The sequence below is a fragment of the Rathayibacter sp. AY1D2 genome (assembly GCF_002932695.1).
GTDB lineage: Bacteria > Actinomycetota > Actinomycetes > Actinomycetales > Microbacteriaceae > Rathayibacter.
In genome coordinates, this window is the sequence record NZ_PSVX01000014.1 from 37,766 (window position 1) to 60,713 (window position 22,948).

Consider the following 22,948-nt stretch of genomic DNA (forward strand, 5'->3'; position numbering starts at 1 on the left):
GCTCAGCCGAAGTCGAGGGAGAGCTTCCGGAGGAGCTGCGCCAGCCGCTCCTGCTGGGCGTGGGTGAGCGCGCCGAGCAGCTCCTGCTCCGCATCGACCAGGCGGGTGATCGCCGCGTCGACCCGGGCGAGCCCCGACGGCGTCATCTGCACCAGCACGCCGCGCCCGTCGTTCGGGTCGTCGAGGCGCTCGACCAGGTCGCGCTCGACCAGCCGGTCGATGCGGTTGGTCATGGTGCCGCTGGTGACCATGGTCGCCTGGAGGAGCTGCTTGGGGCTCATCCGGTAGGGCGCGCCCGCGCGCCGCAGGGCCGAGAGCACGTCGAACTCCCACGTCTCGAGCTCCGACCGGCCGAAGGCGCTGCCGCGCGCGCGCTCGAGCTGCTTGGCCAGCCGGCGCATCCGCGAGAAGACCTGGAGCGGCGTGAAATCGAGATCGGGCCGCTCCCGGACCCAGGCGTCGACGATCCCGTCGACCTCGTCATTCGCACTCACCCGTCCATTGTGGCGGCTGGGCGGCTCGGGGGACGCCGGGAGGCGGACGGGCCGGGAGGCGGGGGCCTCCCGGGCCGCCGTCGCCCGCCCGAGCGGCGGCCGCCCGCGCCCGAGGCGGGGCCGGGGGCGCGGGGATGGCAGGATGGACGGCGCGCGATCGCGCGGTCCGCCATGGTGTAACGGCAGCACGGCAGCCTTTGGAGCTGTCCGGTCCAGGTTCGAATCCTGGTGGCGGAGCGGCACCAGGACGGTGCGCTCACGGAGGAGAACGCGAAGAACATGGCAGACAGCACGCTCGCCGTCGTGATCCTGGCGGCAGGCCAGGGCACCCGCATGAAGTCCCGCACCCCGAAGGTCCTGCACCGCCTCGCCGGGAGGCCGCTGCTCGGGCACGTGCTCGACACGGCCGCCTCGCTCGACGCGGCGCACGTCGTCACCGTGGTGCGCCACGAGCGCGACCGGGTCGCCGAGGCCGTCCTCGAGCACACGCCCTCCGCGCTGGTGGTGGACCAGGACGAGACGCCCGGCACCGGCCGCGCGGTCGAGCAGGGCCTCGCGGCGCTCCCGGAGTCCTTCGCCGGCACGGTCGTCGTGCTGAGCGCCGACGTCCCGCTGCTGGACGCGCCGACCCTCCGCCGCCTGCTCGACGAGCACCTCGCCGCGGCGAACGCGCTCACCATGCTCTCCTCCGTCCTCGAGGACCCGACCGGCTTCGGCCGGATCGTCCGCGGCGCCGACGGAGCCTTCGCCTCCATCGTGGAGCAGAAGGACGCCAGCCCCGACGAGCTCGACCTCACCGAGATCAACGCCGGCGTCTACGCCTTCGACGCCGCCGCGCTCCGCTCGGTCATCGGCGCGATCGGCACCGAGAACGCGCAACGGGAGAAGTACCTCACCGACGCCGCCGCCGCGCTCAAGGCCGCCGGTCGCGCGATCGAGGCCGTCCCCGTGCAGGACCGCTGGCTCGTGGCCGGGATCAACGACCGCGCCCAGCTCGCCGACGCGGCGCTCGAGCTCAACGCGCGCATCGTGCGCCGCTGGCAGCTCGAGGGCGTCACGATCCAGGACCCGGCGACCACCTGGATCGACGTGGACGCGGTCCTCGCCCCGGACGTCGAGATCCTCCCGGGCACGCAGATCAAGGGCCCGACCGTCATCGCCACCGGTGCGGTCATCGGCCCGGACACCACGCTCGACTCCTGCGAGGTCGGCGAGGACGCGGTCGTGAAGCGCTCCGACGCGACGCTCGCCGTCATCGGCGCGAAGGCCCAGGTCGGCCCGTTCTCGTTCCTCCGCCCCGGCACCGTGCTCGGCGCCCGCGGCAAGATCGGCACCTACGTCGAGACCAAGAACGCCGTCATCGGCGAGGGATCGAAGGTCCCGCACCTCTCCTACGTCGGCGACGCGGTCATCGGCGAGGAGTCGAACATCGGCGCCGGCTCGATCTTCGCCAACTACGACGGGGTGAGCAAGGCGTCCTCCGTGGTGGGCTCGCACGTGCGTGCGGGGTCACACAACGTCTTCGTCGCCCCCGTTAGAATCGGTGACGGAGCGTACACGGGCGCCGGCACGGTCATCCGCAAGGACATCCCCGCCGGAGCCCTCGGGATCACCGTCGCTCCGCAGCGCAACATGGCCGGGTGGGTGCAGACCCACCGTCCGGGCACCGCGGCGGCCGACGCCGCCGAGGCGGCCCTGGCGTCGGATCCCACCGGATCCGACCAGGCGCCCACCGGAGGAAGCGGAGCACAGTGACCGGCATCACCGCCAGCAACAAGAAGAGCCTGGTCCTCGTCTCGGGGAGGGCGCATCCGGCACTGGCGGAAGCGGTCGCCGCCGAGCTCGGGACCGAGCTCGTCACGACCGAGGGGCGCACCTTCGCCAACGGCGAGCTCTACGTCCGCTACGGCGAGTCGGTCCGCGGAGGCGACGTGTTCGTCCTCCAGTCGCACACGTCCCCGATCAACGAGTGGCTGATGGAGCAGCTGATCATGGTCGACGCGCTCAAGCGCGCCTCCGCCAAGCGGATCACCGTGGTCGCCCCCTTCTACCCCTACGCGCGCCAGGACAAGAAGGGCCGCGGCCGCGAGCCGATCTCGGCCCGCCTCGTCGCCGACCTCTTCAAGGCGGCGGGAGCCGACCGGATCATGTCGGTCGACCTGCACGCGGCGCAGATCCAGGGCTTCTTCGACGGCCCCGTCGACCACCTCTTCGCGATGCCGGTGCTGCTCGAGCACTTCCGCGAGAAGCTCGACCCCTCGACCCTCACCATCGTCTCGCCCGACATGGGCCGCGTCCGCGTCGCCGACATCTGGAGCGACAAGCTCGGCGTCCCGCTGGCGATCATCCACAAGCGCCGCGACCCGAAGGTCGCCAACCAGGTCTCCGTCCACGAGATCGTCGGCGAGGTGAAGGGCCGCGTCTGCCTCCTCGTCGACGACCTCATCGACACCGGGCGCACCATCGCGAAGGCGGCCGAGGCGCTGAAGAAGGCGGGCGCGATTGGCGTGGTCGTCGCGGCCACCCACGCCGTCTTCTCGGACCCGGCGGTCGAGCTCCTGAGCTCGGAATTCATCGACTCGGTCGTCGTCACCGACACCCTGCCGCTGCCGCCGGAGAAGACCTGGGACCGCCTGACGATCCTGCCCATCGCTCCGCTGCTGGCCCGCGCCATCCACGAGGTCTTCGACGACGGCTCCGTGACGTCGATGTTCGACGGCGACGCGTAGGACCCCGCGCCCCGGGTGCGCCCTGCACGGCGCACCCGGGTCCCGCCCCGGCTCCACCGCCTAGGGTGAGGCCGTGCCCCAGCGTTCGGATGCGACCCTCGCCCTGGCGGCGGTCTTCCTGGTCTGGTCGCCGGCCGCCGCCGCGGCGGGCTGGTGGCTGCTCCTCGGGCTCGCCGTCGCGGCGGCCGCCGCGGCCCTGGGCGCCGTCGCCGACGCCGGGCGCACCGTCCACGACGGCCCCTCCTCCGAGTGGCTCGGGATCGTCGGGCGCGCCTTCGCCTCGGCCGCGCTGGCCCTGACCGCGGCCCAGTCGGTCCTCGGGGGAGCGGCCCGGCCCCTGGCCGTCCTGCTGCTCGTGGCCGTCGCGCTCTTCGGCCTGCACGGCGGGCGCCTCCCCGCTCGCCCGGTCCTGCTCCTCGTCGGCGCGGTCGTCGTCCTGCTGGCCGCCGCCGCCGTGATCCTGCTGGCGTCCCCTCCGGACCCCGCGCCGCTCGACCCGCTGCGCGACGGAGGGCCGCTGGGAGCCGGCACCGCCGCGGCGCTGCTCCTGATCCTCCTGCCGACCTCCCGCTCCGGCGCGGTGACGGCTCTCCGCCCCGCCCTGCTGCGCATCGGGATCGCCACGGCGGCCGCCGCCGCGCTCGGCACCGGTCTGCTCCTGGCGGCCGGTCCCGAGGTCCTCGCGTCCTCGGAGACCTCCCTGAGCGCTGTCACCCGGGGCACGCCCGCGTCCGGGCTCGTCGGGGCCGCCGCGGTGATCGCGGTCCTGCTCGCGCTCCTCGACCTCGGGAGGAGGGATGCGCGCGCCCTCGTCCGTCTCGCCGACGCAGGGGAGATGCCGGCGGTGCTCGCCGCCAGGAACCGCAGGACCGGCGTGCCCGCGGCGGCCCAGCTGGTCCTCTGCCTGGTCGCCGTGCTCGCGGTCGTGATCCTCGACGCCGACGCGCTGCTCGCCTTCGCCATGGCCGCCCTGCTGGTGGCGACCATCGTGCGGCGCCTCGACCACGGAGCTGCCGGGGCGAGCGGCCCGGCCCTCGCGTCGGCCGCGGTCTCGCTGCTGCTCCTGCTCGCCCTCCCGGCTGCCACGGCGGCCGCCGCAGCGGTGCTCCTGGCGGCGCTCCTGATCGCGCGGGCGTTCCGGAGCTGAGGGGTCAGCCGGCCCGGGCGTCGAGCGCGTGCTCGGGGAGCCGGACGCCACCGCCCGGCTCCGCTGACGACGGGGGAGCTCCCTCCCCAACGCGGAAGGCGCCCCCGCCCGAGGATCCGAGGATCCTGCAGGCGGGGGCGCCTTCCCGTGCGACGCGGGTCAGTGCGTGGAGGGGTCCTGCTCGACCTCGGTGCGGTCGCCCGACCACAGCGTGTGGAAGGTGCCCTCCTTGTCGACGCGCTTGTAGGTGTGCGCTCCGAAGAAATCGCGCTGGCCCTGCACGAGAGCGGCCGGGAGGCGCTTGGAGGCGAGCGAGTCGTAGTACGACAGCGCGGCGCCGAAGCCGGGGATCGGCACGCCCGAGAGCGCGGCGGTCGAGACGATGCGGCGCCAGGCGGCCTCGCCGTTGGCGACGGCCTCGGCGAAGTACGGGTCCTCGAGGAGGGTCGTGATGCCGGCGTTCTCGTCGTAGGCGTCGACGATGCGGTTGAGGAACTGGGCGCGGATGATGCAGCCCGCGCGCCAGATCTTGGCGACCGCTCCCTTGTCGATCTCCCAGCCGTACTTCTCGGCTCCGGCGATGATCGCGTCGAAGCCCTGCGAGTAGGCGACGACCTTGGAGGCGTAGAGCGCGGCGCGCACGTCGTCCTCGAAGCCCTCGTACTTCTCGACCGGGGTCGGGCGCGAGGTGACGCGGGCCTGCACGGCCTCGCGCTGCTCGGGGTGGGAGGACACGGCACGGGCGAAGACGGCCTCGGCGATGCCGCCGACGGGGACGCCGAGGTCGAGCGCGTTCTGCACGGTCCAGACGCCGGTGCCCTTCGAGCCGGCCTGGTCGAGGACGACGTCGATGAAGGGGTTGCCGGTGTCGGCGTCGACCTGGCGGAGCACCTCGGCGGTGATCTCGATGAGGTACGACTCGAGGTCGCCCTTGTTCCAGGCGTCGAAGACCTCGGCGATGGCGGCGGGCTCGTGTCCCCCGACGGTGCGGAGCAGGTCGTACGCCTCGGCGATGAGCTGCATGTCGGCGTACTCGATGCCGTTGTGGATCATCTTGACGAAGTGGCCGGCGCCGTCGGTGCCGATGTGGGTGACGCAGGGCTCGCCCTCGGCGACCGCGGCGATCGACGAGAGGATCGGGCCGAGCGTCCTGTAGGACTCGACCGAGCCGCCGGGCATGATCGACGGGCCCTTGAGCGCGCCCTCCTCGCCGCCGGAGATGCCGGTGCCGACGAAGTGGATGCCGGTCTCGCGGACGGCCCTCTCGCGGCGGATGGTGTCGGTGAAGAGCGCGTTGCCGCCGTCGACGATGATGTCGCCGGGCTCGAAGACCTTCGTCAGCTGCTCGATCACGGCGTCGGTGCCGCGGCCGGCCTGGACCATGATGATCGCGGTGCGCGGGGTGGCGAGCGAGGCGGCGAAGTCCTCGATGGTCTCGGACGCGACGAAGCCCGCCTCCGGGTGCTCCGTGATGAGGGTCTCGGTGCGGCCGTAGGAGCGGTTGAACACCGCGACCGTGTTGCCCTCGCGGCTGGCGAGGTTGCGGGCGAGGTTCGAGCCCATCACCGCCAGACCGACGACTCCGATGTTGGCTGTGGCGGTGGGCTTGTCAGACACGGTTCTCCTCGACGTTCGCGTTCAGGGGCGAGCCCAGGCTAGCCCCGGGTCGCTCCGGGGAGCCCGGGTCCGAGCCGTCTCCCGGCTGCACATCGGTCGTGCGGCGCGCGCACGGTCTTGCGCGCGCCGCGACGACCGCGACCGGAGCCGGTCAGGCGCCGTGGCCGAGGGGGACGCGCTCCGACGGGATCGGCGGCGGCGGGGGAGTGCCGTCGCCGAACGGGCGGCCGCCGAGCTCCTCGCGGCGCGAGGGGACGAGCCAGCCGGAGAGGTCCGGGCCCTTGGGGACGACGCCGGTCGGATTGATGTCCCGCTGCACCTCGTAGTAGTGCGACTTGATGTGGGTGAAGTCGATCGTGTCGCCGAACCCCGGAGTGGCGAAGAGGTCGCGGGCGTAGCCCCAGAGCGCGGGCATCGCCGACAGCAGGTTCCGGTTGGCCTTGAAGTGGCTGTAGTAGACGGCGTCGAAGCGGGCGAGCGTCGTGAAGAGCCGCACGTCCGCCTCGGTGATGGTGTCGCCGACCAGGTAGCGGCGGGTGCTCAGCCGCTCCTCCAGCCAGTCCAGCCGCGCCCAGAGGCGGTCGTAGGCCCGGTCGTAGGAGCGCTGCGAGCCGGCGAAGCCGCACTTGTAGACGCCGTTGTTCACGTCGTGGAAGACCAGCTCGGCGATCTCGTCGATCTCCTCGCGGTGCTCCTCGGGGTAGAGGTCGGGGGCGCCGTCGCGGTGGAACGCGGTCCACTCGGTGGAGAAGTCGAGCGTCATCACCGGGTAGTCGTTGGTGACGACCTGGCCGCTCGGGATGTCCACGAGGGCCGGGACGGTGATCCCGCGCGGGTAGTCGGGGAAGCGGGCGAAGAACGCGTCCTGGAGGCGGGGGATGCCCAGCACCGGGTCGACCCCGCCCGGATCGAGGTCGAAGGTCCAGCTGCGCTTGTCGTGGGTGGGCCCGCAGATGCCCATCGAGAGGGCGTCCTCGAGCCCGAGCAGGCGCCGCACGATCACGGCGCGGTTCGCCCACGGGCAGGCGCGGGAGACGACGAGGCGGTAGCGCCCGGCCTCCACCGGGTACCCGTCGCGGCCGTCGGCGGTGATCCGCGTCGGGATGTAGTTCGTGTCGCGGTGGAAGCCGTTCTTCTCGACGTAGGAGCCGAAGTCGTCGCTCGTCATACCCGCACGGTAGGCGGTCCGCCTGGACGTCCGGCTCCGAGTCCGGCGGCGCGACCGCCTGCTGGCGGGCGGCCGCGATGCCGGGTAGGATCGGCAGCTGAACTTCGGCGAGGGATGCACGTGCATCCGTGATCGACGCGGTGGAAGCAGGCGAGGCCCCCACGGGGCGCCACGGACTTCTCCTCACGCTGACATGCGTTCGAGTCGACAAACCGTCCGTGGCCGCAGGCCACGACCCGATCCGGTGGCGTGCGCGCCGCCCAAGGAGAACATCATGGCTGAACTGACCAACAAGGTCGTCGTCGAGGTCCGCACCTCGTTCGGCAAGGGCGCCGCCCGCAAGATCCGCGCGCAGGACAAGATCCCCGCGGTCCTCTACGGCCACGGCACCGAGCCCCAGCACCTCACCCTCCCGGGCCACCAGGTGCTCCTGCTCACCCGCAAGGCGAACGCGATCCTCGAGCTCGACATCGAGGGCGCCGCGCAGACCACCCTGGTGAAGGACATCCAGCGCGACCCGGTGCGCCAGATCATCGAGCACATCGACCTCGTCGTCATCAACAAGGGCGAGAAGGTCGAGGTGGACATCCCCGTGCACGTCGAGGGCGACGCCGCTCCCGGCACCCTCGTCTCGATCGAGTCGAACACCCTCTCGCTCGAGGTCGACGCCACGCGCATCCCGCAGAACATCGTCGTCTCCGTCGAGGGCCTCGAGGCCGGCACGCAGATCACCGCCGCCGACGTCACGCTCCCCGAGGGCGCCACGCTGGTCACCGACGCCGAGGTGCTCATCGTCAACGTCACCGCCGAGGTCGAGCAGGACCTGGGCGAGGACGACGAGACCCCGGCCTCGGGCGACGTCGTCGCCGAGACCGCGGAGTAGTCCGCACCATCCCGGGAACGGGCCCGCTCGCAGCCGCGGCGGGCCCGTTCCGCGTCCGGCGGGGGAGCCCCTCCGCCGTCCCCGAGAAAGAGGAACGACATGGGTGACACCTGGCTGGTCGTCGGACTGGGCAACCCGGGCGCGCAGTACGCGCGCAACCGGCACAACGTCGGCCAGATGGTGCTCGACGAGCTCGCGACGCGGATCGGCGGCTCGTTCCGCCGGCACAACCGCGCCAACGCCGTGGTCGCCGAGGGCTTCCTCCGCCCGGGCGGACCGAAGCTCGTGCTGGGCAAGCCCAACAGCTTCATGAACCTCTCCGGCGGGCCGACGGCGCAGCTGCTCGACTTCTACTCGGTCGACCCGGCGCACCTGATCGTCGTGCACGACGAGCTCGACATCCCCTTCGACACCCTGCGCCTCAAGCAGGGCGGCGGTCACGGAGGGCACAACGGCATCCGCGACATCCTCGCGGCGACCGGAGGAGCCGAGTTCCTGCGCGTGCGGGTCGGCATCGGCCGCCCGCCGGGCCGCCAGCAGGCCGCCGACTTCGTGCTGAAGGACTTCGCCGGCCCGGAGCGCGAGGCGCTCCCGATCCTGGTCTCGGACGCCGCCGACGCCGTCGAGCTCATCGCCGACTCCGGCCTCTCCGCCGCCCAGCTGAAGTTCCACACCAGCGCCTGACCCGCCCTCCACCGAGGGACCCCGGACGGCGAGGGAGACCGCAGCCCCGGGCTCCCTCGACGGTTCGGGGTTCCCTCGGCGGTCGGCCCGCGGGGCGGCCGTAAACTGGACCCGTGCCCCTCAACGAGATCATCTCGGCGCTGTCGCGCGCCTCCACGTTCGACGATGCTCTCGCGTACGCGGTGCGGGACGCCGACTTCTCGGTGGCCGACGGCCTCCGGGTCCCCCTGCTCGCGGGCCTGATCGAGAGGCGCGCGGAGGCGGGACGCCCGCAGGCGGCGCTGGTGGTCACGGCCACGGGCCGCGACTCCGAGAACGTGCGCGCCTCCCTCGGCTGCATGCTGCCGGACGCGGACGTCGTCGAGTTCCCCGCGTGGGAGACGCTGCCGCACGAGCGCCTCAGCCCGAGCGCCGAGATCGTGGGGCGGCGCATGGACGCGCTGCGGCGGATGAAGCAGTGGTCCGGCGAGCGGCCCCTCGTGGTGGTCGCCTCCGTGCGCGCGGCGCTGCAGCCGGTCGCCGACAACCTCGCCGACATCGAGCCGATCCGACTCGTGAAGGGCGCCCGCGGCTACGACCTCGGCCGCATCTCGGCCGAGCTGGTCGACCTGGCCTACGCCCGGGTCGACATGGTCACGCGCCGCGGCGAGTTCGCCGTGCGCGGCGGCATCCTCGACGTCTTCCCCGCGGTGGCCGAGCATCCGAGCCGAGTGGACTTCTTCGGCGACGAGGTCGACTCCGTCCGCGGCTTCTCCGTGGCCGATCAGCGCTCGCTTCCGGGCGAGGCCGACTCGGTGGTCCTCCCGCCGAGCCGCGAGCTGCTGCTGGTGCCCGCGGTGAGGCAGCGGGCCCGCGAGATGCTGCACGAGTTCCCGAGCCTGTCGGCGATGCTCGCGAAGATCGCCGAGGGCATCCCGGTCGAGGGCATGGAGTCGCTCGCCCCCGCGCTGCTGGAGCGGCTGGTCCCGATCTCGCACTACCTCCCCGAGGGGGCGGCCGTCGCTGTCCTCGCCCCCGAGCGCGTGGCGACGCGGGCGATCAGCCTCGCCGAGACGAACCGCGAGTTCCTGCAGGCGGCCTGGAGCGCGGCGACCGCCGGCGCCGAGGCCCCCATCGACCTCGCCTCGGGCGAGTTCATCTCGCTCGGCGCGCTCCGCGACTCCGTGAAGCTCAGCGCCCCGGGCGCCGACGCTCCCGACCACCCCTGGTGGACGATGAGCACGTTCCGCCAGGGCCCCGCCGCGGGCGAGGCCGAGGTGCTGCCGGAGGAGCTCGGGATCGACGAGATCCTCGCCGTCCGCGTCGAGGGCGAGCCGGTCCCCGGCTTCGGAGCGAGCGTCGAGGGCGCCCTCGCCCACGTCCGCGCGCGCCTGGCCGACGGCTGGACCGTGGTCCTGACCGCGCCCGGCACCGGCACGGTCGAGCGCACCGACCAGGTCCTCGCCGAGCACGAGGTCGCCGCCCGCATCGTCGCCGACCTCCCCGCAGGGCTCGAGACGGGTCTGGCCTACGTGGTCCAGGCCTCCGTCGATCACGGCTTCGAGGTGGAGGAGGCGAAGCTCGCCCTGGTCACCGACACGGAGTTCTACGGCCGCACCGTCGGCTACGACTCCCGCGCGGTGAAGAAGCTCGCGTCGCGCCGCAAGAACGTCGTCGACCCGCTGCAGCTCACCCCCGGCGACTTCGTGGTGCACGCCACCCACGGCATCGGCCGGTTCGTGGAGCTCTCTCAGCGCGAGGTCTCCAGCGGGGGCCGCAACGCGATCAAGACGCGCCGCGAGTACCTGGTGCTCGAGTACGCCCCCAGCAAGCGCGGCTTCCCCGGCGACAAGCTGCTCGTCCCCACGGACCAGCTCGACCTGCTCTCCCGCTACGTCGGCGGCGAGGCTCCGGCGCTGAGCAAGATGGGCGGGAGCGACTGGGCGCAGGCCAAGAGCAAGGCCCGCCGCGCGGTCCGCGACATCGCGGTCGAGCTCGTGAAGCTCTACTCCGCCCGGATGGCCTCCCGCGGGCACGCGTTCCCGCCGGACACCCCCTGGCAGCGCGAGCTGGAGGAGGCGTTCCCGTTCGCCGAGACCCCCGACCAGCTCACCGTCATCGACGAGGTCAAGGCCGACATGGAGCGGCCGATCCCGATGGACCGCCTGCTCTCGGGCGACGTCGGCTTCGGCAAGACCGAGGTCGCCGTGCGCGCCGCGTTCAAGGCGATCCAGGACGGGAAGCAGGTCGCGATGCTCGTGCCGACCACGCTGCTCGTCCGCCAGCACCTCGAGACGTTCCAGGAGCGCTTCGCCGGCTTCCCCGTCCACCTGCGGGCGCTCAGCCGGTTCCAGAGCGCGAAGGAGTCGAAGGAGACGATCGAGGGCCTGGCCGACGGCACCGTCGACATGGTCATCGCGACCCACCGGCTCCTCAGCGACAACATCGTCTTCAAGGACCTCGGCCTGCTCGTGATCGACGAGGAGCAGCGCTTCGGCGTCGAGCACAAGGACAAGCTCAAGGCGCTGAAGAAGAACGTCGACATCCTCTCGATGAGCGCCACGCCCATCCCGCGGACGCTCGAGATGGCGGTGACCGGCATCCGCGAGATGTCGACCCTCGCGACCCCGCCGGAGGAGCGCCACCCGATCCTCACCTTCGTCGGCCCCTACTCCGAGAAGCAGGTGTCGGCCGCGATCCGCCGGGAGCTCCTGCGCGAGGGCCAGGTGTTCTTCGTGCACAACCGCGTCTCGACGATCAACCGCGTCGCCTCGCAGCTCGCCGAGCTGGTTCCCGAGGCGCGGATCGCGGTCGCGCACGGCAAGCTCAGCGAGTCGCAGCTCGAGCGGATCATCGTCGACTTCTGGGAGCGCAAGTTCGACGTCCTGGTGTCGACGACGATCGTCGAGACCGGCCTCGACATCCCGAACGCCAACACGCTGATCGTCGACCGCGCCGACAAGTACGGTCTCTCGCAGCTGCACCAGCTGCGCGGGCGGGTCGGCCGCGGCCGCGAGCGCGCCTACGCCTACCTCCTCTACGACGAGACGAAGCCGCTGAGCGAGACCGCGCACGACCGGCTGCAGACCCTGGCCGCCAACTCGGACCTCGGCGGCGGCATGCAGATCGCGCTGAAGGACCTCGAGATCCGCGGTGCGGGCAACCTCCTCGGCGGCGAGCAGTCCGGGCACATCCAGGGCGTGGGATTCGACCTCTACCTGCGGATGATCGGCGAGGCCGTCGACACCTTCCGCGGCGAGGTCGCCGAGGGGCAGACGGAGCTGCGGCTCGAGCTGCCCGTCGACGCGCGCATCCCGGAGGAGTACGTCGACAGCGAGCGGCTGCGCCTGGAGGCGTACCAGAAGCTGTCGGCCGCGTCGTCGCCGACGGCGAAGGAGGGGAGCATCGACCTCGTGGTCGAGGAGCTGACCGACCGCTACGGCGAGCTGCCCGAGGCGGTCGAGAACCTCATCCTGGTGTCGCGGCTGCGGATGCGCGCACAGAAGGCGGGCCTGAGCGACGTGGTCGCGATGGGCTCGAACGTCCGCGTGGCTCCCGCTCATCTGCCCGACTCGATCCAGGTGCGCCTGCGCCGGATGTACCCGACCGCGAAGTACCTGCAGCAGGCCGACGCGGTCGTCGTGCCGATGCCCGTGCTCGACGGCGTCCCGCTCGGCGACCGGGCGCTCATCCAGTGGGTGGCGTCGCTCCTGGACGCGCTGTTCCCGGAGCCGGTCACCGTCTGAGGTCCTCGGGGCGGCGCTCCCCGGTGGCGCGCCGCCCTGCTCCGGAGGCCGTCACCGCTGCGGGAGGGCCCGCTGGCAGGATGGAGGGCATGCCGCTCCTCGCCGCCCGACGTCCCCGAGAGCCGGAGCCGCTCGCCGGCCCGCTGGTAGCCGTCCGCGGGGTCGCGGTGCGCGCCTCGGGGGTCGAGCTGCTCGCCCCGTGCTCGCTCGAGGTGGAGGCGGGGGAGCGCGTCGCGGTGACGGGCCGCAACGGCACCGGCAAGACCACGCTCCTGCGGGTGATCGCCGGCCTCACCGCTCCGAGCGAGGGAGTCGTGGCGGTGGCCGGGCGCGCCCCGGAGGAGCGCTCCGCCGCCCACCGCCGCGCCGTCGCCGCCCTGATCGGCACTCCGCCCTTCGAGCGGGACCTGACCCTCGAGGAGCACCTCGCGATGGTCGCCGTCTCGTGGGGCGAGCCGGTCGCCGACGCCCGCCGCGAGGCCGCAGCTGGTCTCGACGCGCTCGCGCTCGCTCCGCTCGCCCGCCGCTTCCCGCACGAGCTCTCCTCCGGGCAGACGCAGCTGTTCTCCCTCGCGCTCGTGCTGGCCCGTCCTTCCGCGGTGCTGCTGCTCGACGAGCCGGAGCAGCGGCTCGACGTCGAGCGGGTGCCGCTGGTCGCGGAGGTCCTGCGGCGCGCAGCCGCGTCCCGGGCGCTCGTCGTCGCGACCCACAGCCCTGTGCTGATCGAGGGTCTGGGCGCGCGGGTCGTCGAGCTGGAGCGGGCGTGACGCGCGCGGAGGGGGCCCGCGTCGCCGAGGTGCGGGCTCTGCATCGGCACCGCGCCGCGGCTCCGCCGAGTCCGCGCGCCTACGTGGGCTACCTCGCCGCGATGACCGTCCTCGTCGTCGTCCTCCCTCTCGCCCGGGCCCTCGCGCTCCTCGCCGCCGAGGCGGGAGCCGCGCCGGAGCCGCTGATCGCCCTCGCCGCGGGTCTCGCCCTGCCCGCCGCCGTACTCCTGGGCCGGGTGCGCGGACCCGCGGTGGGCGAGCCGCACACCACGGCCGTGCTGCTCGCGACCGATCTGGGCCGCTGGTCGGTGCTCCGCCGACCCGTGGTCCGGGCGTCGGCCGGTCTCGTGGCGGGCTGCTCCGCCGGCGCGTCGCTCCTCGCCCTCGCCGCCTCCGCGCCGCTCCTCGCGGCCGTCGCCGGCGGTGCCGCGTTCGCCGGCCTCCTCGCCGTCGCCTGGCTCGCCGGTCAGTGCCTGCCCTCGCGCCTCCCCGCGCTCGCGGCGGGCCTCCTCGCCTCCCTCGCGGTCCTCGGGGCCCTCCTGCCCGGTGCGCCCACGCCGGGCGGCCTCCTCGCCTCAGCCGTGAGCGGAGCGGAGGAGGTGCGCGCCGCGACCGTGCTGCTCGCGTCGGCCGCGGTCCTCCTGGCCGCGGCGCCCCGGCTGCTCGACGCCGCGCGCGGACCTCGGCTCCTCGCCCAGGCCCGGCAGTGGTCGGCGACCGCCCGGCTCGGAGCGACGGGCGATCTCGCCGAGTCGCTCGACGGGTACCGCGCCCTCCCGGCGATCGGGCGGGGGCTCCGAGCGGTCCGCCTCTCCCCGTTCGCCCTCGCGGTGCCGGTGCGCGACGCGATCGGCGCGCTGCGCACTCCCGGACGCTCGGCGGTCGCGGTCCTCGCCCTGGCCGCCGCCGGCGCCGCCGCCGTGCTCGCCGCGGTCGTGCCGTCCTCCCTCCTCGCGCTCCCGGCCGCCGCGGCGGGCGTGCTCGCCTACCTCGGCGCCGGCGTCTGGAGCGACGGCTTCCGCCACGCCGCCGCGACAGCGGGACAGCCGGCGCTCCTCGCCCCCGGTCCGTTCGAGCTGCTCCTCCTGCACGCCGTCCTCCCGCTGGTGCTCGCGGTCGGAGTCGCGGTGCTCGGCGCCCTCGCCGCCTCGCTGCTGCTCCCGGGCGCGGCGGTGCCGGTGGCCGCCGCGACCGCCGTCGCCGGAGTCGCCGCGCGGGCGATGGACGCGACCCGGGGTCCGCTGCCGCCGCAGCTGCTCAGCCCGGTGCCGCTCCCGATCGGGGACGGCGCGGGAGTCGCGGTGGTCCTCTGGAACCTGGCGGGTGCACTCGTCAGCGCCTCGACCGCGGTGTCCGTCGCGGCGTCGCCCGGGCTCCTCGCCGCGGTGCCGCTCGTCGCCGGCGGCTGCCTCCTCGTCGCGCGGCGGCGTCTCGCGCGGGCCTGAGGCTTCCGGGCGCCCGCGCCGCCCGGATGTCCGCGGAGGCGGCCGGACCGGATGCGAGGATGGCGGGGTGACCGCGCATCCCCGGCTCGACGAGCTCATCCGCACCGTCCACGTCCTCCGCGCCCCGGGCGGCTGCCCGTGGGACGCCGAGCAGACCCACGAGTCGCTCGTGCGCTACCTGATCGAGGAGTCGCACGAGCTCGTCGACGCCATCGAGGCGGGGGACCGGGCCGACCTGATCGAGGAGCTCGGCGACGTCCTCTACCAGGTGCTCTTCCACGCCGACCTGGCGGCCGAGAGCGCCGAGCCCTTCACCATCGAGGACGTCGCGGCGCACATGAACGCCAAGATGATCGGCCGCCACCCGCACGTCTTCGGCGACGCCACGGCCGAGACGGCCGACGACGTCATCGCGGTGTGGGACGAGCTCAAGCGCACCGAGAAGCCGCACCGCACCAGCGTGCTCGACGGGATCCCGCAGGGCATGCCCGCTCTCGCGCTCGCCGACAAGGTGATCGGCAAGGCGACCTCGCTGGGCGTCGTGGACGCCGGCCAGGGCCCTCTGCCCATCGAGTCGGAGGAGGACCTCGGCCCGCTCCTGCTGGCCATCGTCGCCTCCGCCCGCGCCCAGGGGCTCGACGCCGAGCGTGCGCTCCGCACGGCGACGCGCGACCTGCAGGACGAGATCCGCGCGGTGGAGCAGGAGCGGCGCGCGGACTGAGGCGTCCGCCGGCCCGCCCCGGCCGATCTGGGAGAATCGCCGTCATGGCCTCCCCGATCACCCCGCCCCGCGGCATGCGCGACTTCCTCCCCGCCGACAAGGCGAAGCGCGAGCACGCGCTCGGCGTCATCCGCCGCGTGTACGCCTCCCACGGGTTCGACGAGATCGAGACGCCCGTGGTCGAGGACTTCGACCGCCTCCACTCCGGGCTCGGCGGCGACAACGAGAAGCTCGCCTTCAGCGTCCTGCGCCGCGGGCTCACCCGCGACGACCTGGCGGCGGTCGACGACGCGTCCGCCCTCGCCGACCTCGGCCTGCGCTTCGACCTCACGGTGCCGCTCGCCCGCTTCTACGCCTCGCACCGCGCCGAGCTGCCGGCCGTCTTCCGCTCGGTGCAGATCGCGCCGGTGTGGCGCGCCGAGCGCCCGCAGAAGGGGCGGTACCGCCAGTTCGTGCAGTGCGACATCGACATCATCGGCGAGCCCGGGCAGCTGGCCGAGGTCGAGCTCATCACGGCGACCGCGGCGGCGCTCGACGCCCTGGGCCTCGAGGACTGCACCATCCGGATCAACGACCGCCGCATCCTCACCGGAATCCTCGAGCACTGCGGCTTCGCCCCCGAGCGCTTCGGCCCGGCGCTGATCTCGATCGACAAGCTCGACAAGATCGGCGCCACCGGTGTCGTCGCCGAGCTCGAGGCCGACGGGCCGGACGCGGCCGCGGTCCTCGGGGGCTACCTCGCGCGGATCGAGCAGGCGGTCGCCGCCGGGGGAGTGGCGCTCGAGCAGTCCGCGATCCTCGACGTGCTGCCCGAGGGCATCGACCCGGAGGCGGTGCTCGCGCTCGAGACCCTGGCCCGGTCGCTGCGCTCGCTGCCCGCCGGCGTCTCGCTCCGCTTCGACCCGACGCTCGTGCGGGGCATGGGCTACTACACCGGCACGATCTTCGAGATCGCGCACCCGTCTTCGGGCTCCTCGGTCGGCGGAGGCGGGCGGTACGACGGGATGATCGGCCGCTTCCTCGGTCAGGACGTGCCGGCCTGCGGCTTCTCGATCGGCTTCGAGCGGATCGTCGAGCTGATCGGCGGTGCCGTCGTCGAGCGTCCCGACGCCGTCGTCCTCGTCCACGAGCGGGACGCGGCGCCCGAGCTGCTGCTTGCGCTCAAGCAGGAGCTGATCGCCCGGGGCTCGCGCGTGCGCCTCGAGCGCCGGGCGAAGAACCTCACCCCGCTCCTGGACCGCGCGGCCGCCGCGGGCTTCACCCGCTTCGCGCTCGTCCCGCGGGACGCCGCCTCCGCCGCCGACCTCTCCTTCAAGGACCTCGGCTGAGCGGCGCCGGCTGTTCCGGATGAGCGTCGCCGGCTGCCGGCGCTGAGCCGCGCCCGTGGGAGGGGCCGGGGCCGTCCTGTGAGGCCTGAACAGGGTCTCAGCCGATCCGTCAGGGGATCATGTCGATCTGGTCGGATCCTTGTCGGATCCGTGAGAGCCTTAATACCCGCGAAATCTGCGGACACACCCGAGAAATCTCCCCCGGATAGCGTCGAGGCACCCGATCGGCGCGGCTTGGCGCGCCCGCACGGGCACCCCGTCGCGACCCCGCGCACCGCACCGCAGCAGCCCTGACGATCCCCACCCGAGGAGTCCCCTTGACCCTGTCGCCCCTCCGCTCCCTCCCGGCCTTCGACCGCCGCAGCCTCCTCCGCCTGGCGGGTGTCGCCGGCCTCGCGATCGGCGGCGCCTCCGTCCTCGCCTCCTGCGCCTCCGACTCCTCCGGCGCGTCCGCCGCGGACGGCGGCGACCTCGGCACCCTCAAGGTCCAGCTCTCCTGGATCAAGAACGAGGAGTTCGCGGGCGAGTTCTTCGCCGACTCGAAGGGCTACTTCACCGAGGCCGGCCTGGCGGGAGTGACGCTCACCCCCGGCCCCTCGACGGGCGTGGCCGAGCTCCTCTCGGGCAGCGCGGACGTCGCGCTCAGCGACGCCGTCTCGATCGGCACCGCGATCGCCCAGCAGGAGGCCCCGCTCAAGATCATCGGCGCGACCTACCAGAAGAACCCCTTCACGGTCCTCTCGATCAAGACCGCCGGCAACATCGCCACTCCGGCCGACCTCGCCGGGAAGAAGATCGGCGTCCAGGCCTCGAACACCTCCCTGTTCCAGGCGCTGCTCGCCGCGAACGGCCTCTCCGAGTCCGACCTCACGGTCGTCCCCGTCGAGTACGACCCCTCCGTCCTCGTCAACGGCACCGTCGACGGCTTCATCGCCTACCTGACGAACGAGGCCATCACGGTCGCGGCCGAGGGCTACGAGGTCGTCAACCTGCCCTTCGCCGACAACGGCCTCCCCTTCGTCGCCGAGACCTTCTCGGTGTCGGAGCAGGCGATCGCCGAGAAGCGCGACGCTCTGAAGGCGTTCCTCGTCGCCGAGATCAAGGGCTGGACCGACGCCGTCAACGACCCGGAGGCGGGCGCGATGCTCGCCGTCGAGAACTACGGCAAGGACCTCGGCCTCAACGAGGAGTCCTCCAAGAAGGGCGCCACCATCCAGGCCGAGGAGCTGGTCGTCTCGGACGAGACGGTCTCGAACGGCCTCTTCACCATCTCCGAGACGCTGCAGTCCGAGACCATCGCGTCCCTCGCGGGCGCCGGGATCGACGTCACGGCCGAGGACCTCTTCGATCTGACCCTCCTCGACGAGGTCTACGAGGAGAACCCCGAGCTGATGAAGTACGCGGCCTGATCCTGATCCACGAAGGGCACCACTCGTGACCGACACGACCGACGCCGGCACCCTGCGCGACCAGGGTGCCGGCGGCACCGGCATCCAGATCCACGGCCTGTCGAAGACGTTCCGGATGGGCTCGCGCAGCGTCGCGGCGCTGCAGGACACCGACCTCCACACCGACCAGGGCAGCTTCCTCGCCCTGCTCGGCCCGTCGGGGTGCGGCAAGTCGACCATCCTGCGCATCCTCGCGGGACTGGAGGAGCCGACGTCCGGCTCCATCCGGGTCGACGGCCGCACTCCCCAGGAGTTGCGCCGTGACAACAAGCTCGGCATCGCCTTCCAGGACCACGCGCTCCTGCCGTGGCGCAGCGTCATGGCGAACATCCGCCTGCCGTTCGAGATCGCGGGCAAGAGCGTCGACCAGTCCTACATCGACGAGCTGATCGACCTCGTCGGTCTCCGCGGCTTCGAGAAGGCCAAGCCGGCCCAGCTCTCGGGCGGCATGCGCCAGCGCGTGTCGATCGCCCGGTGCCTGATCCTCAAGCCCGAGGTCCTGCTGCTCGACGAGCCGTTCGGCGCCCTCGACGACATGACGCGGCAGAAGCTCAACCTCGAGCTGCTGCGGATCTGGACCGAGAAGCCCGCCACGACGCTCCTCGTCACGCACGGCATCTCGGAGGCGATCTTCCTCTCGGACCGCGTCGCGGTCATGAGCCCGCGCCCGGGACGGGTGAAGGAGATCATCGACATCGACCTCCCCCGCCCGCGCACCCCCGAGATGCAGCGCACCCCCGAGTTCCACGCCTACGTCGACCAGGCCTCCGAGCTGCTGTTCGGCGACGGCGGCGCGGCCGCGGACGACCGCGTCTAGGAGGCACCGTGGCCACCACGCTCCCCGCGGCCCCGCGCCGCGCCCTGTCCCTGCCTCCGTGGCTCACCGGGCTGATCGGCGTCGCCGCGATCGTCGCCGTCTGGTGGATCGTGGCGCTCGTCACCGCGCCCACCGGCGCCGCGACCTACGCGCCCGTCCCCACTCCCGTGCAGGTCGTGCAGACCGCGATGGAGGACGGCGCCGGCTTCTACTGGCGCAACTTCTCCGTCACGATCGGCGAGGCGGCCGTCGGCTACTTCTGGGGCAACCTCCTCGCGCTGGTGCTCTCGGCGCTCGTGCTGGTCCTGCCCTGGCTGGAGGGGGTCGTCTCGCAGCTCGCGGTCATCACCTACTGCGTGCCGATCGTCGCCATCGGAGCGATCGTGCTGCTGATCCTCGGTGGTGCGGACGCTCCCGGGAAGGCGAGCGCGACGGCGATCTTCCTGGCCGGCCTCTCGGTGTTCTTCACCACGGTCGTCGGCAGCCTCCTCGGGCTGAAGGCGGCCGACAAGGCGGCGCTCGACGTCGTCACGGTCTACGGGGGCTCGCGCTTCACCCAGCTGCGCAAGGTCCGCCTGATCGCGGCGCTGCCCAACATCCTGTCGGCGCTGCAGATCGCGGTGCCCGCGGCCTTCCTCGGCGCGATCCTCGGCGAGTACTTCGGCAAGATCGAGACGGGCGTGGGCCCGATCCTGGTCGCGGCGCAGGTCTCGCTGAACTCGCCCCGCGTCTGGGCGCTCTTCCTCCTCTGCGCGGGCGTCGCGCTCCTCGGCTACGGCATCGTCGGACTGATCGGGCGCCTCATCGCGCCCTGGTCCTCCGGAAAGCGGGCATGACCATGACGACCACCGTCCCCGACCGCACGGAGCAGTCCACGGCCACGTCGATCCTCGCGGTCGACGAGCTGCGGCGCCAGCTGCGCACGGCCGCCCTCGGCGCGACTCTCAAGAGCCTGCGCAAGAGCCTGCTCGTCGCCCTGTCGACGATAGTGATCGTGCTGGCGATCTGGATCGGCGTGGTCCTCTTCAGCGGGGTCTCGCCCTACGTGGTCAAGGGCCCGTGGGACGTCTGGCAGCACCTGGTGACCGATGCGAAGGCCGCGGAGCACCGCGCCGAGCTGGGCGGCCTCTTCGCCGTGACCATGGGCGACGCGCTGATCGGCTTCGCGGCCGGCCTGGTCGTGGCGATCCTCGGCGCGATCCTGTTCCGCCTGTCGAAGGGCATCGAGCACGCGCTGATGCCGTTCGCGATGCTGCTGCGCTCGGTGCCGCTGATCGCGATGGCGCCGCTGATCATCCTGGTCTTCGGGACCGGCTCGATCGCCTCGGTCGCGGTGATCGGCGGGATCGTCGTCCTGTTCCCCGCGCTGGTGACGATCGCCTTCGGCCTCAACAACGCCTCCCCGCAGATGCTCGACGTGGTCGCGGTCTACGGCGGCAGCACTCTCACCGCGATCCGCAAGGTGGCCATCCCCGGCTCGCTGCCCTCGCTCTTCGCCGCGATCCGCATCTCGGTGCCCGGAGCGATCACGGGCGCGCTGCTCGCCGAGTGGCTCTCCACCGGTGCGGGCATCGGCGGGGCGATCAACGCCTGGTCCGCCCAGGCCCGGTTCGCGGACGTCTGGTCGGCGGTCGTGCTCGTGACCGGCGTCTCGCTCGTGCTCTACATGCTCGTGCAGGTGCTCGAGACCTTCGTCCTCTCCCGGATGTCCCTCTCCCTCACCTGACCCCGTCCCTTCCCCCTTCCGCGGGACGCCACTCGAGTGCGGCTCGCCCGGTGGGTCGCATATGCCGGTGGCGTCTCGCGGGAAGGGGAGGGCAGGGGGAGCGGAGCGACGGGGCCGGGTCAGACGGTGACGATCGCGTCGACGCGGTGGCCGGCCAGCACCTCGCGGCCGCCGAGCCCGTCGAGCTCCATGACCACCGCGATCCCCTCGAGGCTCCACCCTGCGCGCTCGATCAGGCGGCGGCTCGCGTCGAGCGTGCCCCCGGTCGCCAGCACGTCGTCGACCAGCAGCAGCCGCGAGCCGCGGGGCGCCGCGTCCTCGTGCACCTCCAGCATCGTCTCGCCGTACTCGAGGGTCGCCTGCTCGCGCAGCACGGCCCGCGGGAGCTTGCCGGGCTTGCGGACGGTGACGATGCCGAGACCGGCCGAGTAGGCGGCCGCTGCGGCGAGCAGGAAGCCGCGCGCCTCCACGCCCGCGATCGCGTCGATCCGGCCGCGGTAGGGCTCGATCAGCGCGTCGGCCACCGCCCGCAGGGCCTCGCCGTCGCCGAAGACCGGCGTGAGGTCGCGGAACAGGATGCCCGGGCTCGGGAAGTCCGGGACGACGGCGGTGAGACGGTCGACGTGGTCGGCGGCGGTCGTGGTCACGGGGAACCTCCGGGTCGGCGGGTGCGCCCGGGCCGTCCGGCGATCGGGCCCTGGGAGTCTACGACCGGCCGCGGTCTCCTGCGCTTCGGAGGCGGTCAGTAGACTCCTTCCCGACCGCTCCCGTCTCCGGGAGCCCACCCGTCAAGAGGAGATAGTTGTGGCCCTTATCGAGGCAGTCGTCGCCCGAGAAATTCTGGACTCCCGTGGCAACCCCACGGTCGAGGTCGAGGTCCTGCTCGAGGACGGCGCGTCCTCGCGAGCGGCCGTCCCGTCCGGCGCCTCCACCGGCGCGTTCGAGGCGTACGAGCTCCGCGACGGCGACTCCGACCGCTACCTCGGCAAGGGCGTGCAGAAGGCCGTCGACGCCGTCATCGACGAGATCGGCCCGGCCATCGAGGGCTTCGACGCCACCGACCAGCGCCTCGTCGACGCCGAGCTGATCGAGCTCGACGGCACCGAGAACAAGTCCCGCCTGGGCGCGAACGCGATCCTCGGCGTCAGCCTCGCCGTGGCCAAGGCCGCCGCGCAGTCGTCGGACCTCGACCTGTTCCGCTACGTCGGCGGCCCGAACGCGCACACCCTGCCCGTGCCGCTGATGAACATCATCAACGGAGGCGCGCACGCCGACACCGGCGTCGACATCCAGGAGTTCATGGCCGTCCCGCTGGGCGCCGAGTCCTTCTCCGAGGGCCTGCGCTGGGGCGTCGAGATCTACCACGCGCTCAAGGCGCAGCTGAAGAAGGCCGGCTTCGCCACCGGCCTCGGCGACGAGGGCGGCTTCGCCCCCGACCTGCCCACCAACCGCGAGGCGCTCGACTTCATCCTCAAGGCCGTCGAGGCCGCCGGATTCACCCCCGGCAAGGACATCGGGCTCGCGCTCGACGTCGCCTCCTCGGAGTTCTACGAGGACGGCGCCTACACGTTCGAGGGCAAGAAGCTCTCGGCCGAGGAGCTCTCCTCCTACTACGCCGACCTCGTCGCCAACTACCCGCTGGTCTCGATCGAGGACCCGCTGGACGAGGACGACTGGGCCGGCTGGACCCACCTCACCGCGGCCATCGGCGACAAGGTGCAGCTCGTCGGAGACGACCTGTACGTCACCAACCCGGTGCGCCTCGCCCGCGGCATCGCCGAGAAGGCCGGCAACTCGATCCTGGTCAAGGTGAACCAGATCGGCACGCTCACCGAGACGCTCGACGCCGTGGCCCTGGCCCAGCGCAACGGCATGACCGCGATCCTCTCGCACCGCTCCGGCGAGACCGAGGACACCACCATCGCCGACCTCGCGGTCGCGGTGGACGGCGGCCAGATCAAGACCGGCGCCCCGGCCCGCTCGGATCGCGTCGCGAAGTACAACCAGCTGCTGCGCATCGAGGAGATCCTGGGAGGTGCGGCGACCTACGCGGGTCGCTCCGCCTTCCCGCGCTTCTCCGCGTAGTCTCGGCACGCCGGAGCGGCCCCGGAGCCCAGCACCTCGGTGCGGGCGCCGGGGCCGCTCCACTTCCCCCGCCGCGATCGAGGAGGCACCCGACCATGGCCCGTCCGCCCCGCCGCCCCTCCGCTCCCGGGAGCGGAGGGGCGGCGGGGCGGACGGGCCATGGT

At 72.9% G+C, this 22,948-nt stretch carries 19 protein-coding genes and 1 tRNA gene; 16 read left to right on the plus strand and 4 right to left on the minus strand.

Annotated elements, in window-relative coordinates; all coding sequences use genetic code 11:
* Nucleotides 1-2: 2 nt before the first annotated feature.
* Nucleotides 3-494 (minus strand): MarR family winged helix-turn-helix transcriptional regulator, encoded by a 492-nt coding sequence (locus C5D04_RS05460; protein WP_104222340.1) that lies wholly within the window; start codon nucleotides 492-494, stop codon nucleotides 3-5.
* Between the two features lie 165 nt (nucleotides 495-659).
* Here C5D04_RS05460 and C5D04_RS05465 point away from each other — a divergent pair.
* From C5D04_RS05465 to C5D04_RS05480, 4 genes are all read left to right on the plus strand, one after another.
* Nucleotides 660-731 (plus strand) — tRNA-Gln (locus C5D04_RS05465).
* 42 nt (nucleotides 732-773) lie between these two features.
* Entirely contained in the window at nucleotides 774-2,249 is a 1,476-nt protein-coding gene (gene glmU / locus C5D04_RS05470; RefSeq protein ID WP_104292318.1) for a bifunctional UDP-N-acetylglucosamine diphosphorylase/glucosamine-1-phosphate N-acetyltransferase GlmU, read from the plus strand.
* A complete protein-coding gene (locus C5D04_RS05475) occupies nucleotides 2,246-3,223 on the plus strand; it encodes a ribose-phosphate diphosphokinase (protein ID WP_104222342.1) in 978 nt (325 codons plus the stop codon). Before glmU ends, C5D04_RS05475 begins: the two co-directional genes overlap by 4 nt.
* A gap of 73 nt (nucleotides 3,224-3,296) precedes the next feature.
* Nucleotides 3,297-4,370: a hypothetical protein gene (locus C5D04_RS05480; protein ID WP_104292307.1), complete on the plus strand. Its 1,074-nt coding sequence runs from the start codon at nucleotides 3,297-3,299 to the stop codon at nucleotides 4,368-4,370.
* Nucleotides 4,371-4,529: 159 nt separating this feature from the next.
* On the opposite strand, the gene gndA is transcribed toward C5D04_RS05480, so the two are convergent.
* Nucleotides 4,530-5,987, minus strand: coding sequence for an NADP-dependent phosphogluconate dehydrogenase (gene gndA / locus C5D04_RS05485; RefSeq protein WP_104292308.1), 1,458 nt, complete (start codon nucleotides 5,985-5,987; stop codon nucleotides 4,530-4,532).
* Nucleotides 5,988-6,138: 151 nt separating this feature from the next.
* Nucleotides 6,139-7,155 (minus strand): glutathione S-transferase family protein, encoded by a 1,017-nt coding sequence (locus tag C5D04_RS05490; protein WP_104226929.1) that lies wholly within the window; start codon nucleotides 7,153-7,155, stop codon nucleotides 6,139-6,141.
* A 274-nt stretch (nucleotides 7,156-7,429) separates the two neighbouring features.
* Between C5D04_RS05490 and C5D04_RS05495 the strand changes: the two genes are divergently transcribed.
* The 11 genes from C5D04_RS05495 (at nucleotide 7,430) to C5D04_RS05545 (ending at nucleotide 20,699) form a co-directional block, all read left to right on the plus strand.
* Nucleotides 7,430-8,038 (plus strand): 50S ribosomal protein L25/general stress protein Ctc, encoded by a 609-nt coding sequence (locus C5D04_RS05495; protein ID WP_104238997.1) that lies wholly within the window; start codon nucleotides 7,430-7,432, stop codon nucleotides 8,036-8,038.
* A gap of 99 nt (nucleotides 8,039-8,137) precedes the next feature.
* Nucleotides 8,138-8,722, plus strand: coding sequence for an aminoacyl-tRNA hydrolase (gene pth / locus C5D04_RS05500; RefSeq protein ID WP_104233681.1), 585 nt, complete (start codon nucleotides 8,138-8,140; stop codon nucleotides 8,720-8,722).
* Between the two features lie 113 nt (nucleotides 8,723-8,835).
* Nucleotides 8,836-12,447, plus strand: coding sequence for a transcription-repair coupling factor (mfd, locus tag C5D04_RS05505; RefSeq protein ID WP_104347374.1), 3,612 nt, complete (start codon nucleotides 8,836-8,838; stop codon nucleotides 12,445-12,447).
* 89 nt (nucleotides 12,448-12,536) lie between these two features.
* Nucleotides 12,537-13,214, plus strand: a complete 678-nt coding sequence (locus C5D04_RS05510) for an ATP-binding cassette domain-containing protein (RefSeq protein WP_104308119.1) — start codon at nucleotides 12,537-12,539, stop codon at nucleotides 13,212-13,214.
* Nucleotides 13,211-14,659, plus strand: a complete 1,449-nt coding sequence (locus tag C5D04_RS05515) for a hypothetical protein (protein ID WP_104347375.1) — start codon at nucleotides 13,211-13,213, stop codon at nucleotides 14,657-14,659. The genes C5D04_RS05510 and C5D04_RS05515 overlap by 4 nt, the downstream gene beginning before the upstream one ends.
* Before the next feature lie 67 nt (nucleotides 14,660-14,726).
* Nucleotides 14,727-15,380, plus strand: coding sequence for a MazG family protein (locus C5D04_RS05520; protein ID WP_104222356.1), 654 nt, complete (start codon nucleotides 14,727-14,729; stop codon nucleotides 15,378-15,380).
* A 44-nt stretch (nucleotides 15,381-15,424) separates the two neighbouring features.
* Complete coding sequence (gene hisS / locus C5D04_RS05525) at nucleotides 15,425-16,708, plus strand: histidine--tRNA ligase (RefSeq protein WP_104268004.1); 1,284 nt, start codon at nucleotides 15,425-15,427, stop codon at nucleotides 16,706-16,708.
* A gap of 317 nt (nucleotides 16,709-17,025) precedes the next feature.
* On the plus strand, nucleotides 17,026-18,117 hold the full coding sequence (locus C5D04_RS05530; protein WP_258059873.1) for an ABC transporter substrate-binding protein: 1,092 nt from the start codon (nucleotides 17,026-17,028) through the stop codon (nucleotides 18,115-18,117).
* 115 nt (nucleotides 18,118-18,232) lie between these two features.
* Nucleotides 18,233-18,973: an ABC transporter ATP-binding protein gene (locus C5D04_RS05535; RefSeq protein ID WP_104222373.1), complete on the plus strand. Its 741-nt coding sequence runs from the start codon at nucleotides 18,233-18,235 to the stop codon at nucleotides 18,971-18,973.
* Between the two features lie 8 nt (nucleotides 18,974-18,981).
* Entirely contained in the window at nucleotides 18,982-19,809 is an 828-nt protein-coding gene (locus C5D04_RS05540; RefSeq protein ID WP_244229606.1) for an ABC transporter permease, read from the plus strand.
* Nucleotides 19,806-20,699, plus strand: a complete 894-nt coding sequence (locus C5D04_RS05545; RefSeq protein WP_104222359.1) for an ABC transporter permease — start codon at nucleotides 19,806-19,808, stop codon at nucleotides 20,697-20,699. Before C5D04_RS05540 ends, C5D04_RS05545 begins: the two co-directional genes overlap by 4 nt.
* Nucleotides 20,700-20,818: 119 nt before the next feature.
* Here C5D04_RS05545 and C5D04_RS05550 read toward each other — a convergent pair whose 3' ends face one another.
* A complete protein-coding gene (locus tag C5D04_RS05550) occupies nucleotides 20,819-21,346 on the minus strand; it encodes an adenine phosphoribosyltransferase (protein ID WP_104347376.1) in 528 nt (175 codons plus the stop codon).
* A gap of 157 nt (nucleotides 21,347-21,503) precedes the next feature.
* Between C5D04_RS05550 and eno the strand changes: the two genes are divergently transcribed.
* The gene (gene eno / locus C5D04_RS05555; RefSeq protein WP_104222361.1) at nucleotides 21,504-22,784 is read left to right on the plus strand and encodes a phosphopyruvate hydratase; all 1,281 of its coding nucleotides are present in this window, start codon (nucleotides 21,504-21,506) and stop codon (nucleotides 22,782-22,784) included.
* Nucleotides 22,785-22,948: the final 164 nt, after the last annotated feature.

Bases quoted from the DNA above. Each gene is read 5' to 3' on its own strand.
- glmU (WP_104292318.1), top strand. From the start codon at position 774: ATGGCAGACAGCACGCTCGCCGTCGTGATCCTGGCGGCAGGCCAGGGC.
- C5D04_RS05490 (WP_104226929.1), bottom strand. From the start codon at position 7,155: ATGACGAGCGACGACTTCGGCTCCTACGTCGAGAAGAACGGCTTCCAC.
- C5D04_RS05495 (WP_104238997.1), top strand. From the start codon at position 7,430: ATGGCTGAACTGACCAACAAGGTCGTCGTCGAGGTCCGCACCTCGTTC.
- pth (WP_104233681.1), top strand. From the start codon at position 8,138: ATGGGTGACACCTGGCTGGTCGTCGGACTGGGCAACCCGGGCGCGCAG.
- C5D04_RS05510 (WP_104308119.1), top strand. From the start codon at position 12,537: ATGCCGCTCCTCGCCGCCCGACGTCCCCGAGAGCCGGAGCCGCTCGCC.
- hisS (WP_104268004.1), top strand. From the start codon at position 15,425: ATGGCCTCCCCGATCACCCCGCCCCGCGGCATGCGCGACTTCCTCCCC.
- C5D04_RS05535 (WP_104222373.1), top strand. From the start codon at position 18,233: ATGGGCTCGCGCAGCGTCGCGGCGCTGCAGGACACCGACCTCCACACC.
- C5D04_RS05545 (WP_104222359.1), top strand. From the start codon at position 19,806: ATGACCATGACGACCACCGTCCCCGACCGCACGGAGCAGTCCACGGCC.